General features: G+C 54.4%; 13 protein-coding genes. 11 read left to right on the top strand and 2 right to left on the bottom strand.

Annotated features, from left to right (window positions below):
- Window positions 1-34 precede the first annotated feature (34 nt).
- From MKFW12EY_RS07890 to infA, 5 genes are all read left to right on the top strand, one after another.
- The gene (locus tag MKFW12EY_RS07890; RefSeq protein ID WP_157199333.1) at window positions 35-496 is read left to right on the top strand and encodes a hypothetical protein; all 462 of its coding nucleotides are present in this window, start codon (window positions 35-37) and stop codon (window positions 494-496) included.
- Between the two features lie 131 nt (window positions 497-627).
- Window positions 628-1,419: a hypothetical protein gene (locus MKFW12EY_RS07885; protein WP_221054308.1), complete on the top strand. Its 792-nt coding sequence runs from the start codon at window positions 628-630 to the stop codon at window positions 1,417-1,419.
- Between the two features lie 41 nt (window positions 1,420-1,460).
- Entirely contained in the window at window positions 1,461-4,004 is a 2,544-nt protein-coding gene (gene mgtA, locus MKFW12EY_RS07880) for a magnesium-translocating P-type ATPase (protein ID WP_221054307.1), read from the top strand.
- Window positions 4,005-4,085: 81 nt separating this feature from the next.
- Window positions 4,086-6,200, top strand: a complete 2,115-nt coding sequence (locus tag MKFW12EY_RS07875; protein ID WP_054761150.1) for a RelA/SpoT family protein — start codon at window positions 4,086-4,088, stop codon at window positions 6,198-6,200.
- Window positions 6,201-6,291: 91 nt separating this feature from the next.
- Window positions 6,292-6,510: a translation initiation factor IF-1 gene (gene infA / locus MKFW12EY_RS07870; protein WP_013819653.1), complete on the top strand. Its 219-nt coding sequence runs from the start codon at window positions 6,292-6,294 to the stop codon at window positions 6,508-6,510.
- Between the two features lie 31 nt (window positions 6,511-6,541).
- Here infA and clpA read toward each other — a convergent pair whose 3' ends face one another.
- Together clpA and clpS are read right to left on the bottom strand one after the other, a co-directional pair.
- Window positions 6,542-8,818, bottom strand: a complete 2,277-nt coding sequence (gene clpA / locus MKFW12EY_RS07865; protein WP_221054306.1) for an ATP-dependent Clp protease ATP-binding subunit ClpA — start codon at window positions 8,816-8,818, stop codon at window positions 6,542-6,544.
- A gap of 10 nt (window positions 8,819-8,828) precedes the next feature.
- Entirely contained in the window at window positions 8,829-9,152 is a 324-nt protein-coding gene (gene clpS, locus MKFW12EY_RS07860) for an ATP-dependent Clp protease adapter ClpS (protein ID WP_054761148.1), read from the bottom strand.
- 127 nt (window positions 9,153-9,279) lie between these two features.
- Here clpS and MKFW12EY_RS07855 point away from each other — a divergent pair, with 127 nt between their 5' ends.
- The 6 genes from MKFW12EY_RS07855 to MKFW12EY_RS07830 all read left to right on the top strand — a co-directional run bounded on the left by MKFW12EY_RS07855 (window position 9,280) and on the right by MKFW12EY_RS07830 (window position 16,384).
- A complete protein-coding gene (locus tag MKFW12EY_RS07855; protein WP_054761146.1) occupies window positions 9,280-9,735 on the top strand; it encodes an NUDIX hydrolase in 456 nt (151 codons plus the stop codon).
- On the top strand, window positions 9,732-10,832 hold the full coding sequence (gene mnmA / locus MKFW12EY_RS07850) for a tRNA 2-thiouridine(34) synthase MnmA (RefSeq protein WP_221054305.1): 1,101 nt from the start codon (window positions 9,732-9,734) through the stop codon (window positions 10,830-10,832). Before MKFW12EY_RS07855 ends, mnmA begins: the two co-directional genes overlap by 4 nt.
- Window positions 10,819-12,156 carry an AAA family ATPase gene (locus tag MKFW12EY_RS07845; protein ID WP_221054304.1) on the top strand — a complete coding sequence of 446 codons (1,338 nt, stop codon included), beginning with the start codon at window positions 10,819-10,821 and terminating at the stop codon, window positions 12,154-12,156. The genes mnmA and MKFW12EY_RS07845 overlap by 14 nt, the downstream gene beginning before the upstream one ends.
- A 72-nt stretch (window positions 12,157-12,228) precedes the next feature.
- Entirely contained in the window at window positions 12,229-12,855 is a 627-nt protein-coding gene (locus tag MKFW12EY_RS07840) for an HNH endonuclease (RefSeq protein WP_172680273.1), read from the top strand.
- 44 nt (window positions 12,856-12,899) lie between these two features.
- The gene (gene purB, locus MKFW12EY_RS07835; protein WP_054761139.1) at window positions 12,900-14,255 is read left to right on the top strand and encodes an adenylosuccinate lyase; all 1,356 of its coding nucleotides are present in this window, start codon (window positions 12,900-12,902) and stop codon (window positions 14,253-14,255) included.
- A 401-nt stretch (window positions 14,256-14,656) separates the two neighbouring features.
- On the top strand, window positions 14,657-16,384 hold the full coding sequence (locus tag MKFW12EY_RS07830; protein WP_221054303.1) for an NAD-dependent malic enzyme: 1,728 nt from the start codon (window positions 14,657-14,659) through the stop codon (window positions 16,382-16,384).
- The last annotated feature ends 102 nt before the right edge of the window (window positions 16,385-16,486 follow it).

Below are 16,486 nucleotides of genomic sequence, written 5' to 3'. Positions count from 1 at the left end.
GCCTGCACACGATAATAATTTCACAGGAGGATACATGCGTACATTTCCAACCGTCATGCTGGCACTGGCCTTGAGCGGCGCCGCGAGCCAGGCTTTTGCCCAAGAGGCGCCGGTTTCGGATAAGGTCAGGGCCAGCGTCCTGAAACGCCATCCGCAGGCAACCGATATGCAAGGCCAGTTGGAAACCCATTTCGGCCAACAATTGCTGGAAGTCAGTTTCAAGGATGCGGAAGGCCAGGTTCTGCATGAATTGTTCCGTTCCAACGGTGCACTGTTTACCGGCGAGCTGGTGTTGGAAAATCCGCAACAAGTCCCGCCGATGGTCACCGAAACCGTCAAGGCCAATTTCCCGGATTCGCGCATCGAAAAAGCCGAACTGGTGGTGAACCCGAACGGCGTTGGCGAAGAATACGAATTGTTGATCGACTCCGCCAACGGCAAATGGCGGATAGCGGTCAACGACAAGGGCGAGGTCACCTCCAAAGAACGCCGCTAATTCCGCCTTTTCGTATCGCTTGTAATCCGGTCGCGGCCGCCTCTATACCGTGGCGGCCGGCCGGTTCCCGCAATGCCGCCGCTCTTTTCAACTGGATAACAGCCTTTGATTAATCCGAAGGTGGCAAGCGCATGGCTATTTTTTTACAACACTCGCCCATTGCAGGCGCTGCCGGTACCTCGGCCAAGACTCCATCCGGCCACAAATTACTGCGGACGAAACTGATCGGTTCGGCGATTTTGGCTTTAAGCGTGTTGCCGGCCTTGTCGGCGAACGCCGAAAAACAACAGCGGACCGGCAAAGCCCGGGTGCGGAATTTACCCGACATCGAAGCCACGCCCAGCGGGCAAACGGCATTCGACCAGGAATTCAATCTGGATTCGGCAGTCGGAATTTCCAACACCTCGTTCGACTACGGCGCCGGCCCGGGTTGGAACATAGGCATTAGCCTGTTGAACGCGCAGTTCTACAGCGGTTTCGGCGCGGCCTCAGCATTTCAACCGGATTTGCTGTTCAACCTCGAGAAACACTGGTTATTCGGCGACAGCCAATTGATCGTCGGCAATCAAAGCGGCGCGGGTATGCTGCCGCAGGCAGCGGTTTTCATGCATTACGCGTATTTGGACGCCCAGCAACATCTGGACGCTTGGGATATCGACATCGATATCGGCAGTTATTACGCCAACGCCGCCCTCGCCGGCCAACGTAGCGTCGGCGCGCACGTCAATCTCGAAATTCCCGTCGCCGGCAGCCTCAGATTGAACGCCGATTATTTAACCGGCCATAATTCCGTAGGTGCCGCGACGTTCAAACTGATTTATCCGCTACCGCAACATTGGCAAATTGCCGCCGGCGTCCAAATTCCCAATCTGCCCGGCAACGGCGAATACATTGCCCTATGCGGCTTTTACTGGCGGCAATAACCGGATTGGGCAAGTCAACCCGACCAGAGCGAGGGGCGTAGATGAGCTTCAAATTGAACGGCCAAACCAAGCCGGAAACACCCTTTTGGGCCTTGCCGGCCGCAGACCATCTGAAAAAACTGGACAGTTCCGAACAGGGCTTGACGGCCACTGCCGCCGGCGAGCGGCTCCGGCAATACGGCCCCAATCGGCTAAACCATAAGCAACCCAACTCCGCCTGGCGTTTGTTGCTGGCCCAATTCAAAAGCTCGATAGTACTGTTACTGTTGTTCGCGACCGGGGTATCGTTTTACCTGCACGACCGGGTCGATGCCGGCATCATTTTGACCATCGTCTTGATCAGCGGCCTGCTTGGCTTTTGGCAGGAAAAGGGCGCGGCCGACGCCGTGGTCAAATTGTTAGCGATGGTGCAAATCAACTCCGCGGTACTCCGCGACGGCAAAGTCTGCGACATTCCGGCGCAAGATATCGTAATCGGCGACGTGGTCGACTTGAAAGCCGGCGACATTGTCCCAGCCGATTGCCTGCTACTCGCTAGCGCAAATCTGTTCGTCGACGAGGCCGCATTAACCGGCGAGAGTTATCCGGCCGAGAAAATCCCCGGATTAGTGGCCGCCGATGCGCCTTTGAGCAGCCGGAGCAACGCGTTATGGATGGGTAGCCATGTGCAAAGCGGTTCCGGCCGGGCTTTGGTGGTTGCCACCGGCGAAAATAGCGAATTCGGCAAATTATCCGGCCGCTTGAAACTGAAGGCGCCGGAAACCGAGTTCGAGCGCGGCGTGCGCCGTTTCGGTTACCTGTTGATGGAAGTCACGCTGATTTTGGTCATGGTCATTTTCGCGGTGAACGTCTATCTGCACAAACCGGTGATGGACTCCTTTTTGTTCGCATTGGCGCTGGCGGTAGGCTTGACGCCGCAATTGTTGCCGGCCATCGTCAGCGTCAATCTGGCCCACGGCGCCAAACGCATGGCCGAACGCCAAGTGATCGTCAAACAACTGGCCTCGATCGAAAATCTGGGCAGCATGAACGTGTTATGTTCCGACAAGACCGGCACATTGACCCAAGGCAGCGTACAGGTGCACGCCGCCACCGATGCCCGCGGCGCGGCTAGCGACCGAGTCGCGCGCTATGCCTTCCTGAACGCCGCCTTCGAAACCGGGTTCAATAATCCGATCGACGCGGCGCTACGCCAATTCAAAACGTTCGACTTGAGCGCCAGCCGCAAGCTCGACGAAATTCCCTACGATTTTTACCGCAAACGGCTGAGCATGTTAGTAGCCGACGCCGGCCAACACCTGTTAATCAGCAAGGGTGCGCTGCACAATATTCTGGATGTCTGCGGCCATATCGAACATGCGGACGGCGAATTGGCCGAACTCGAACAAGCCAAACCGGCGATACTCGAACGCTACAAAAGCTACAGCGAACAAGGTTTGCGGACGTTGGGTCTGGCCTACAAACCGCTTGCGAGCGGACAAAGCGGCGTCAGCGGCGGCGACGAATCCGACATGCGCTTTTTGGGATTTTTGACCTTCTTCGATCCGCCCAAGGCCGATTGCATAGCGACTATTCAACAGTTGAAGGACCTCGGCGTTACCTTGAAAATCATCACCGGCGACAATCGCTTGGTCGCGGAAACCGTCAGCCAACAGTTGGGCCTCGGCGGCAGCAAAATTCTGACCGGACCGGAAATCGCCCGCATCAGCGATCAGGCTCTGACGCAACAAGCCGGCGGGATCGATTTATTCGCCGAAGTGGAGCCGAACCAGAAAGAACGCATCATCATGGCATTGAAAAAAGCCGGCTTCGTCGTCGGCTACATGGGCGACGGCATTAACGACGTCTCGGCACTGCATGCCGCCGACGTCGGCATTTCGGTGGATAGCGCCGCCGATGTGGCGAAAGATGCCGCCCAAATCGTACTGCTGGAAAAAAGCCTACAGGTACTGGTCGGCGGCGTCCGCGCCGGCCGGGTTACGTTCGCCAACACGCTAAAATACGTGTTCATGGCCACCAGCGCCAATTTCGGCAACATGTTCAGCATGGCCGGCGCATCGCTGTTTCTGCCGTTTCTGCCCTTGCTGCCGAAACAAATCCTGTTAACCAATTTACTGACCGATTTTCCGGAAATGACCATCGCCTCGGACAATCTGGACCCAGAAATGATCGAGCAACCGCGGCGTTGGGATATCCGCTTTATCCGCAACTTCATGGTCACCTTCGGCTTGGTCAGTTCGCTGTTCGATTATCTGACTTTCGGCTTGCTGTTATGGCTGGATGTACCGGAGCAGCAATTTCGCACCGCTTGGTTTTTGGAATCGGTAATTTCAGCCGCGCTGATCGTGTTTGTCGTCCGCAGCCGCAAACCGTTCTTTAGAAGCAAACCCGGCAAATATTTGCTGTGGGCGACCATGGCTGTGGTAGCGGCTACTGCCGCACTACCCTATTCGCCGGCGGCGGATTTGATCGGATTCGAACCGTTGCCGGCCGAGTTACTGGGCTGTTTAGGCGCAATCGTCATGCTTTACATCTTTTCGGCAGAGTTGGCCAAGCGCTGGTTCTACCGCTTCCTGCAGCCTTAACCGATGCACCATGCCCCGACCATCCCACGCCTCGTTTGTCTGTTTGTACTTTTCGGAACGGTACGCGTTTAAAATATCGGCATGACAAACCACGATTCGCGCGCCGGCGCACTGTTTCCCGGCTTTTCCGCTCCCGACCGGGCCAAGATCGACGCGGCCTTGGCCTGGATCGAAGAATTGGGCGCCAACCGTATCGAATCGCAGCGGCCGAAAGGGATCGATGTCGCCGCGATCCTGATGGGCGTACATATCGACCTGGAAACCATTCTGGCGACGTTGCTGAGCGATTCCCGCGTTGCCGACCGCATCGACGAAGCGCAAGTCCGCGAACGTTTCGGCGTCACCGTGGCCGGCTTATGCCAAGACGTGGCTTGGCTAAACAAGGTCAGCATTTACACGCCGGAGATGGCCAACCAGCCGAACCAGGCCGAAATCCTGCGCCGCATGCTGTTGGCGATGACGCACGACGTGCGGGCGGTTTTGATCAAATTAGCTTTGCGGATACAGCGTTTACGCGACCTGCATCTGGAACAGGAGGACATCCGCCGCTTCATCGCCCGCGAAACGTTGGATATCTACGCGCCGTTAGCCAACCGGCTCGGGATCAGCCAGTTCAAATGGGAATTGGAGGATTTGGCCTTCCGTTATCTGGACCCGGACAATTACCGCTTCATCAGCGCCTCGCTGGCGGAAAACCGCGAACAGCGCCAGGCCAGCATCGACCGGTTTTTACAGGAGTTGAAAGCGCTGCTGGCCGAGCATGGCTTGACTGCAAAAGTTTACGGCCGGCCGAAACATATTTACAGCATCTGGAACAAGATGCGCCGAAAACAGTTGGCTTTAGCTGACTTGTACGATTTGCTGGCGGTGCGGGTCGTGGTCGATTCGTTGCCGAATTGCTATATGGTGCTGGGTTTGGCGCACAGCCAATGGCAGCACATTCCGCGCGAATTCGACGATTACATCGCCAACCCGAAGGAAAACGGCTACCAATCGCTGCACACCGTGGTACTGGATAGCCACGGCAACCGGATCGAAATCCAGATCCGCACCAAGGCCATGCACGAATTCGCCGAGCTTGGCGTCGCCGCACATTGGCGCTACAAGGAAGGCAGCAAATTCAACGCCGCCACCGAAAAGAATATCGCCTCGCTACGCCAGTTGCTGGAAGACAAGGACAGCACCGATAACCTGCTGGAGAATTTCCATACCGAGTTGTTTTCGGACCGGGTGTTCGTGCTGACGCCGGCAGGCAAGTTGATCGATTTGGTCAAAGGCGCCACACCGCTGGATTTTGCTTATGCGATCCATACCGAAATCGGCCATAGTTGCCGCGGCGCCAAGGTCAACGGCCAAATCAAGCCGTTGACTTACAAACTCAGCTCGGGCGAACAGGTCGAGATCATTACCGTCAAAAACGGCCAGCCCAACCACAATTGGTTGAATCCCAACCTGGGCTATTTAAAGACGCCGCGGGCGATCAGCAAGGTAAAAAGTTGGTTCAAACAGCAACAGCAGGCCGAAAACATTGCCGCCGGCAAACAGATTCTGGACAAGGAAAGCAGACGCCTCGGCCTGAAAAGCGTCGATATGGCCGAGTTGCTGAAGCACTTCAAAATAGCGGACGCCGAGCATCTTTACGAAGCCTTGGGCCACGGAACCATCAATAACCGGCAATTGGCGAATGCGCTGAAAATTCCGGAACTGGAACCGACGCCGGTCAAGTGGGTGCCGAGCCAAACCGCGGCGCAATCGGCCGTGACCATAGACGATATCGATAATGTCGTCACAACGCTGGCGCATTGCTGTTCGCCGGTCAAGGGCGACGATATCATCGGCTTTATCTCGCATAAGCGCGGTATCACGATACACCGCAAGGATTGCGACAACATCCGCCATTTATCGGCGGAGCAGCAATTGCAGTTGGTCAAAGCGGAATGGAGCGGCCAGAAATCGGTACACCACAGCGTGCCGATCGTGATCCATGCATTCAATGCCCAAAATCTGCTGAACGACGTCTCGCAAGTGTTGGCGACCGCGAAAATCCATATCAGTAACGCCTCGCTGAAAACGCATGAGGATTTATCGGCGATTTTGCATATGACGATACAGATCGAGAATACCGCGCAACTGAGCGCGGTGTTAACCCGGCTCAGCCACTTACCCAATATTATCGAAGTAAAACGGAAGGTTTAGAGATTTTGTCGCATGGCTTTCGCCGACATTTTTAGAAGCTCGACGGAGGATTCATGCTAACATAGCCGTTTTAACTTTATGGGCTTTTACTATGGCAAAAGAAGATCAAATTGAAATGGATGGCAAGGTCATCGACACACTGCCGAACACGATGTTTCGCGTCGAACTGGAAAACGGCCACATCGTCACCGCGCATATTTCCGGCAAAATGCGCAAACATTACATCCGTATCCTGACCGGCGACAAAGTTCGCGTGGAAATGACCCCTTACGACCTGACCAAAGGCCGCATCACGTTCCGGAATCGCTAACCCGCTCCGGGCTAGCGATTACCTCCCCGCTTTACATCACTTGATTCAATTCGGAAACGACTAGCTGTTTGCCTTCGATGGCAAATGCTAATTCGCCATTCTCGACGTGTATCCGCACGTGACCGCCATTCGCCAAACGCCCGAACAGCAAGTCTTCGGCCAGCGGCTTCTTGATTTTTTCCTGGATCAAACGCGCCATCGGCCTGGCCCCCATTTTCGGATCGCAGCCGTGTTCCGCCAGCCATGCCCGCGCGGCAGGTTCCAACGTCAATGTCACATTTTTGTCCGCCAACACCGCTTCCAGTTCGAAGATGAACTTGTCGACCACGCTGCCGACCACAGCCATATCCAAAGGCTTGAATTGGACGATGGCATCCAAACGGTTTCTGAACTCGGGCGAGAAGCCGCGCTCGATCACCTTCATGCTGTCCGAAGCATGGTTTTGCACGGTAAATCCGATCGAGGCCCGGCTACTTTCCTCGGCTCCGGCATTAGTGGTCATGATCAGAATGATGTTTCTGAAATCTGCTTTACGGCCGTTGTTATCGGTCAACGTGCCGTGGTCCATGACCTGCAGCAGCAAATTGAACACGTCCGGATGGGCTTTTTCCAATTCGTCGAGCAATAACACCGCATGCGGATGCTTGGTCACCGCTTCGGTCAACAATCCGCCCTGGTCGAAGCCAACGTAGCCCGGAGGCGCACCGATCAGGCGCGACACAGTATGCCGCTCCATGTACTCCGACATGTCGAAGCGAATCAATTCGATACCCAACACTTTGGCCAACTGGCGGGTCACCTCGGTTTTACCGACGCCGGTCGGACCGGCAAACAGGAAGGAACCAATCGTCTTGGTGGTATCGCGCAATCCCGCTCGCGACAATTTGATTGCGGCAGCCAATTCGGAAATCGCTTCGTCCTGACCGAACACCAACATCTTCAGGTTCTTTTCCAGGTTGGACAGCTTGTCGATATCGTTGGCAGACACCGATTGCGCCGGTACCCTGGCAATCTTGGCGACAATCTCCTCGATCTCGGCGGTGTCTATGGTCTCTTTACGCTCCCCGGCCGTGAACAAACGTTGTCTGGCGCCGGCTTCGTCGATGACGTCGATCGCCTTGTCCGGCAGATGCCTATCGGTAATGTAGCGGGCCGATAATTCCACCGCCATGCGCAAGGCTTCCTGGGTGTATTTAAGGCCGTGATGCTCTTCGAAACGGGACTTCAAACCTTTCAGAATCAGTACCGTATCTTCGATGGACGGTTCGACCACATCGATTTTTTGGAAACGCCGCGCCAAGGCATGGTCTTTTTCGAAGATGCCGCGGTATTCCTGATAGGTCGTCGAACCGATGCAGCGCAACTGGCCGGAAGCCAACACCGGTTTGATCAAATTCGAAGCGTCCATTACGCCGCCGGAAGCCGAACCGGCACCGATGATGGTATGGATTTCGTCGATGAACAAAATCGAATCCGGCTCTTTTTTCAATTGGTTGATCAACGCTTTTAAACGTTTTTCGAAATCGCCGCGGTATTTGGTGCCGGCAACCAACGCCCCCATATCTAACGAATAAATTGTGCTGTTCATCAATATCTCGGGGACTTGCTCTTCGACAATCCGCTTCGCCAAACCCTCGGCGATTGCGGTTTTGCCGACCCCGGCTTCGCCGACCAGCAACGGGTTGTTTTTCCGCCGCCGGCACAAGACCTGGATGGTCCGCTCCACCTCTATTTCCCGACCGATCAACGGATCGATATTGCCTTTCAAGGCCTCTTCGTTCAGATTGGTAGCGTATTTTTCCAGCGGACTGGTCAAATTCTCGTTGTTGCCGCGCTCGCCTTCCGGCTCCTCGCTGCTTTCTTTTCTGAACTGTTCGATTTTGGAAACCCCGTGAGCCAGATAATTGACGACATCCAGACGCGTGATGTCTTGCTTGTTCAGCAAATAAACCGCATGCGAATCCTGCTCGCTGAACAAGGCGACAAACAGGTTGGCGCCGGTCACTTCTTTTTTGTCGGAAGCCTGCACATGAAATACCGCCCGCTGTAACACGCGCTGGAAGCCTAACGTCGGCTGGGTTTCGCGTTGGATACCTTCCGGAATCAAGGAAATGGTTTCGTCGATAAATCGGGTCAATTCCGCCCGCAACGCATTGACGTTGCAACCGCAGGCGATCAGGATCGGAATCGTCGTCACGTTATCCAGCAAAGCCAGCAGCAAATGCTCGACGGTGATGAACTCGTGGCGCTTGGCATGAGCCCCGGTAAAAGCAGCGTTCAATGTCACTTCCAGTTCTTTACTTAGCATGGCTTACCTCTCACGCCTCTTCCATCGTGCACATCAACGGATGGTGATGTTCACGGGAGTATTCGTTAACGATATGTACTTTGGTTTCGGCCACATCCTTGGTGTAAGTGCCGCACACCCCAACGCCTTGGGTATGCACTTGCAACATCACCTGGGTGGCCCGCTCTTGGCTCATGTTAAAAAAGTCGGTCAGAATCTCGACGACAAAATCCATGGGCGTGAAATCGTCGTTAAGCAAAATGACTTTGTACAACGGCGGCCTTTTCAACTGCGGCTTGGCTTCTTGCAGCGCAGTGGTGCCGTCGACGTCTTTAAAGGGTTCAAAATCGGACATAAACTTCTGTGGTGCAAAATCGCTGTGAACTTAAAAATAGCGCCTTAAACATTAAATTTCAATCTTTACCCATATAAAAAACATTTCTAGTAAAATGCGCGCCTTTTAACGTTTTATGCCGACAATTATGGTCTGGAAACCCCACGTTACCGTTGCCGCCGTCATCGAAAAAAACGGGCGTTTTCTACTGGTCGAAGAGACAACGGCACAAGGCATTGCGTTCAATCAACCGGCAGGACATTTGGAAGAAGGCGAAGACCTGATCGCCGCCGTCATCCGGGAAGTGCGGGAAGAAACCGCCTGGGAATTTCAGCCCGAAGCCCTGATCGCGACACAACTATGGCGGAGAAATCCGGAAATGCCCAGCTTTCTGCGCTTCTGCTTCGCCGGCACCGTCGGCAACCATAATCCCGAACAAGCGCTCGACGACGGCATTATCGGCACTCATTGGCTCAGCCGCAACGAGATTTGCGCCCGCCGCGACCAATTGCGCAGCCCGTTGGTGCTGACCACCATCGACGAGTACTTAAAAGGCCAACGTTACCCGCTGAGCCTGTTACAAACATTTTTAGACCACGCATGAGTAAACACATCATCGTCGGCATGTCCGGCGGCGTCGATTCTTCCGTCACCGCATTAGCCCTGCAAGAACAGGGCCATAAAGTAACCGGTTTGTTCATGAAAAACTGGGAGGAAGACGACGGCACCGAATATTGCACTGCGATGCAAGATTTGGCCGACGCGCAGCAAGTGGCCGACAAACTCGGCATAGAATTGAAAACGGTCAACTTCGCCGCCGAATACTGGGACGAAGTGTTCGAAGTGTTTTTGTCGGAATTCAAAGCCGGCCGCACCCCCAACCCCGACATTCTGTGTAACAAACACGTCAAATTCAACGCCTTCCTGAACTACGCCATCGAAGACCTCGGCGCCGAATACATCGCCACCGGCCACTACGCGCGCGTCCGCGAACGGGACGGCGAATTCGAACTATTGAAAGGCCTGGACCCGGCCAAGGAACAAAGCTATTTTTTGTACGCGATGGGCCAGAAAGCCTTGTCCAAAACACTGTTTCCCATCGGCCATTTGCACAAAACCGAGATCCGGGCGATGGCCGACAGAGCCGGCTTTGCCAACAGCCGCAAGAAAGACAGCACCGGCATTTGCTTCATCGGCGAACGCAAATTCAGGGAATTCCTGGAACGCTACCTGCCCCACCAACCCGGCGAAATGCGTACGCCGGAAGGCAAATATATCGGCAAGCATCACGGCTTGATGTATTACACCCTGGGCCAACGCCAGGGTTTAGGCATCGGCGGCGTAAAAGACGCGCCGGACGAGCCTTGGTTTGTGCTGGACAAAGACCTGGATAACAACGTGCTGATCGTCGGCCAGGGCCACGACCACCCCTTGATGCTGCACAACACCCTGGAAGCCGGCCAACTGGATTGGTGCGGCAGCCAGCCTTTGACCGAAACCATCCGCTGCGCCGCCAAGACCCGCTACCGCCAGCCGGATCAGGACTGCGTGGTCGAACCGATTGATGGCGGCAGCCGCGTCAAGGTCCGCTTCGACCAAGCTCAACGGGCGATCACGCCGGGGCAGTCGGTGGTGTTTTATTTGGGAGAGGTTTGTTTGGGTGGAGGGATTATTGAGGTTAAGTACAATGAAAATTACTAATTTACAAGTAGAAGGTTTTCGTTGCTTTGAAAGTTATGGAATAAATTTATCTGACCGTTTTACTTTGCTTATTGGTAATAATGGCAGTGGCAAAACGGCTGTTTTGGATGCACTGAGAAAATCCCTTGTGCCTTTTTTACATGGTCTACCAGATTTTTCTGGCGTATTAATTAGTAAAAAACAGGGGGAAAATGCGAATCCAACCATAGACACTTCTGATGTTCACTACAAATTGTTAACCGCCGGCCAAACCGCCATAAAAGAAACTACATCACCAACTTCTATCCTTATAACTATTTCTATAGATAACATTTCCAATCCACTTAATTCAAAAATAACGAATAAACCTGGTTTTCTCAATGAAAACGAAATGCCGATGGATCTTCAGTTTCATGCATTACAATTAAAAATTGACAATGAGAACACTAGGTTGCCAGTAATTTCATATTATGGAACAGGTCGATTGTGGAAAATAATTGATGAAGAAGAAAAACAAATAAAAACACTAAGTCCCGGCTCTCGTTTGCTCGGTTACCGAGATTGTCTAAATTCCGAGTCGAATTTGAAACAATTATTTCGGTGGTTTAAAACTCAAGAGTTGGCAGCGCTGCAAAAAAATGAAACCCGCCATGTTTTGGAGGCTGTTCGTTTTGCCATTGTCGAAATGATCCCAGGTGCCGTTCGGGCATGGTGGGACATCGACTGGGACGAAATCCTGATCGAAACAGAAATTCAGGGCAGAACCCAAACCATCCCCTTCCACCTCCTCAGCGACGGCTACCGCAACATGATAGGCATGGTCGCCGACATCGCCTACCGCATGGCAACGCTGAACCCGCAGTTGGAAGCCGATGTCATCAAGCAAACCGAAGGCATCGTGCTGATCGACGAAATCGACCTGCATTTGCATCCAAAATGGCAACGGGAAGTCGTCGGGCGTTTATTAACTACTTTTCCTAAAGTGCAGTTCGTTGCCAGCAGCCACTCGCCGTTCATTATTCAGTCGTTGTATGGACGTGAGGATTGTTTATTGTGGGATTTGGAAAAAGCCTGTCCAGTCAATATTGAAAGCGAAAGCATAGAAGATATTGCCGAAGATCAACAGCATGTCGATATGCCGCAAAAAAGTAAACGTTATTTGGATATGATGGCTGCCGCTGAAGCCTATTATCGACGACTCCATCAAGTTAACGACGAAACCGATCAAGAATTGCTGCAATTACGTAGCCGGTTTGACGAATTGAGTATTCCTTTTAGCGACGACCCTGCGTTTGCCGCTCAGTTAAAATTCGAACGCGACTCCGTACTGGCAACCAAAAAATAAATAAGCATGCGTCCGGTTGATAAAGGCTCCGACCTTGGCGAAATAAAACCTTACGGAGATGCCCAGCAAGCGTTGACCGAACGGCTGGGAGAATATTGCTCTTATTGCGAACGCTGGATCGCCAGCGGCATTCATGTCGAACACAAAAAGCCGAAAAAAGAATACCCGGAAACCGAATTTCAATGGAGCAATTTTTTACTTGCCTGCGGCAATTGCAACTCCGGCAAAGGCCATGGCCAATTGAATCTTGACGATTATGTGTGGCCCGACAGCGACAACACCTTGCTAGCCTTTAGCTACGATGCGCAAGGCAGAGTATTACCGAATAAAATTCATGCCGAACCTATCAACCGAAAAATCGAAACGACCTGGTTGGCATTAGGCCTAAATAAACATCCTGATCGCCAGATTACTGGTCAACAAACACCATCAAGTAAAGACAAACGTTGGTTACATAGACAACAAGCTTGGCAAAATGCCTCAAAGCGAAAATCGCAACTTGCCGTCTTCGATAGCGAGGAACGCAGAGCCGAAATTGTCGAAATGGCATTACAACGAGGTTTCTGGTCCGTCTGGATGACGGTCTTCCAGGACGATGCCGACATGCGCCGCCGTTTAATCGAAGCCTTTCCCGGCACAGCCAAGGCTTGCTTCGATAAAAATACCCAACCGATCCAACGTCCTGGCGGGCAAATCTAGCTGCCGCAGGTAACGTTTTACGTTTTAGAAATTTAGGAAACAACATGACACTCACCGCCATCTCCCCCATCGACGGCCGCTACGCCAACAAAGTCGACGCCTTACGCCCCATTTTCAGCGAATACGGCTTGATCCGTTACCGGGTCGAAGTGGAAGTACGCTGGCTGCAAGCCTTGGCCGCCGAAGCCAAGATCGCCGAAGTCCCAGCCCTGTCCGTCGAAGCGACCGCCGTGCTGAATAAAATCGTCAGCGATTTCTCCGAAGCCGACGCTCAAGCGGTCAAGGACATCGAGAAGACCACCAACCACGACGTCAAGGCGGTGGAGTATCTGCTGAAGGAAAAAGTCAAAGGCAATGCCGAATTGCATGCGATCAACGAGTTCTTCCATTTCGCCTGCACCTCGGAAGACATCAATAACCTGTCTTATGCGTTGATGCTGAAAGAAGGCCGCGGCTTGATCATGGCCGAAATCGATGCGACGATAGACGCGATCAAACAATTGGCTTTAGCCAGCGCCGATCAGCCCATGCTGTCCCGCACCCACGGCCAATCGGCCACGCCGACCACGGTCGGCAAGGAATTCGCCAACGTCGTCGCCCGCATGCAGCGCCAACGTGAACAACTCGCCAAGGTGGAATTACTGGGCAAGATCAACGGCGCGGTTGGCAACTACAATGCGCATACGGTGGCTTACCCGGACGTCGATTGGCCGGTTTTCGCGCAAAATTTCGTCGAATCACTGGGCCTGACTTTCAACCCTTACACCATCCAGATCGAACCGCACGATTACATGGCCGAGTTCTTCCACGCCCTGTCGCGCTTCAATACCATCTTGTTGGACTTCGACCGCGACGTCTGGGGCTACATCTCGCTGGGTTATTTCAAGCAAAAAACCGTGGCCGGCGAAGTCGGCTCCTCGACGATGCCGCACAAGGTCAATCCGATCGATTTCGAAAACTCCGAAGGCAACCTGGGATTGGCGAATGCGATCTTCGGCTTTCTGGCCGACAAATTGCCGGTATCGCGTTGGCAGCGCGACCTGACCGATTCCACCGTGCTGCGCAACATCGGCGTCGGCATCGCCCACACCAGCATCGCCATCCAATCCACGCTAAAAGGCATTTCCAAACTGGAACTGAACCCTGCCCTGCTAGACCAAGACCTGGATCAAAACTGGGAAGTATTGGCCGAACCGATTCAAACCGTGATGCGCCGCTACGGCATTGAAAAACCTTACGAAAAACTGAAGGAATTGACCCGCGGCCAGCGTGTTACCGGCGACGGCATGCGCGCCTTCGTCGACAAGCTGGAGATTCCAGATGACGCTAAAGCCGAGCTGCTGAAACTGACACCGCACAGCTACACCGGTTACGCTGCTGCATTGGCAAAGAAAATCTAACCGAGCCGTTCAACGGCGAAGCGGCCGACCGCTTCGCCTATCGCGTTACGCCGAACTATTTCAGTGCGCCGACGCCGGTTGAGTCCGATATTGGTGCGGACCGCGCGTATTGCCGGCTACGCTGCCGAATTCCGATGCCTGCTGAATCTTAGCGGGCAACATTGACCAAAGCCCATTCCGCCGTGTTTTGTCGAAAACAACGCCGATAGTCGCGCATTCGCGCAGCAAACCCACCGCTCGACCGAAATCGGAGCCGAGTTACCAAGTGCGCAGCCAAAGCCGCGCAACTGCGTCAGTCCTGGCACCGCATTTGCTTGTCGCTAAAACAAATAATCAAACCAGCAAACGCCTGCCAGCTCGGATAGACTGCATGGCTGTTTGGGAATAACTACACACCCGCCATGACCAGACTCAGCGACTACTTCGAATACCGCCAGGACCAAGACGGCAATCCTTATCTGGCGGTGTCTATCCGCGGCATGACTTTACTGAAGTTGCCGGCCAGCAATAAAGGTACCGCATTTACCGAACAGGAACGCATCGACTTGGGTCTGGACGGACTCCTGCCGCCGCAAGTCACGACGCTGGAACAACAAATCGAGCGTTTGTATTTCAGTTACCGGCAACAGGCCGACGACATTTCCAAATACCAATTTCTGCGGGCGATCCAGGACCGCTCCGAAGTGTTGTTTTACGCGATACTGGAGCGGCATCTGGAGGAGATGGTCCCCATCGTCTATACACCGACGATAGGTCTGGCGGTACAAAAATTCAGCTCGCTGTACCGTACCGCCCGCGGCTTGACACTGGCGCCGAACAACATCGATCGCGCCGATGCGATTTTGAAAAACTACCCCTGGCACGACATCCGCATGATCGTTGTCACCGACGCGTCGGCGATTCTCGGCATCGGCGACCAGGGCATGGGCGGCTTATCGATCTGCATCGGCAAGCTGGCCTTGTATACCGTTGGCGGCGGCGTCTGCCCGTTCCAGACCTTGCCGATCAATCTGGACGTGGGCACCAACCGCGACGAACTGTTGGACGACCCGCATTATTTAGGCGTGCGCGCCAAGCGCCTAGGTCGGGACGCCTATTTTGCGATGGTGGATAAATTCGTCGCCGCAGCGCACCGGACCTGGCCCAAAGCCATCATCCAATGGGAAGACTTCACCAAGGATGTGGCATTCGACGTGCTGGCCCGCTACCGGGAAAAAGTGCCCTGCTTCAACGACGACATTCAAGGTACCGGGGCGATGGCGCTGGCCGGCATCCTTTCCGCTTGCCGCCGGCTCGGCCAAACCCTGGCCGAACAGATTATCGTCATCGCCGGTGCCGGCGCCGCCGGCATCGGCGTGGCCAGCGTAATCAAAGCCGGCATGGTGGATGCCGGCTTGCGCGAACCGGAAATCCGCCAACGCCTGTTTGTGGTGGATATTTACGGTTTGGTGGTCGACACCGAGGAACTGGAGCACTACAAACACGGCATCGCTCAACCGGCAGCGATTAGCCAAGCCTGGGGCATTCCGGAGCATCGGCCGCCCTCGCTGTTCGAGGTGGTCAGCCAGGCCAAACCCAGCGTCTTGATCGGCCTTACCGGTGCAGCCGGCTTGTTCGATGAAAACCTGATCCGGACCATGGCTGCAAACTGCGCCAGCCCCATCGTGATGCCGCTATCCAACCCGACCGCCAATTGCGAAGCGACGCCGGCGGACATCATCGCCTGGAGCGACGGCCGCGCCATCGTCGCCACCGGCAGTCCGTTCGCCGATGTCGAACACCGCGGCGTTCGCCATAAAATCGGCCAGGGCAACAACGCCTTCATCTTTCCCGGCCTGGGTTTGGCCGCCATGCTTGGCGAGTGCCGCCGTATTAGCGACGCGATGGTATTGGAATCGGCTTATGCCCTGGCCGACTACAGCGCCGAATTCGAGCCCGCTGCCGACGCGATCTACCCGGCTATCGCCGATTTGCAGAAAATCAGCAGCTATGTCGCAGAACGGGTGTTAGCCAAGGCCATCGCCGACGGCTCGGTCAGCCGCAACGACCTGGATGCGGCTCATTTGGCCGACTTTATCGCCGCCAACCAATGGCACCCGCGCTACTTGCCGTTTCGTTACGTCGGCTGAGTATCGCCGCCGGCAAGGATGGCTACGGCCCAATTTTCCGCGCCGCCGGCAACGCTAAATTGCTAAAATAGCGCCAATTTTGCCGTTGCCACTCCCAAGCTC

The organism is Methylomonas koyamae (genome assembly GCF_019669905.1).
Lineage (GTDB): Bacteria > Pseudomonadota > Gammaproteobacteria > Methylococcales > Methylomonadaceae > Methylomonas > Methylomonas koyamae.
The sequence above is the reverse complement of the archived record's forward strand: the minus strand, read 5'-3'. Positions and strand labels throughout refer to the sequence as shown.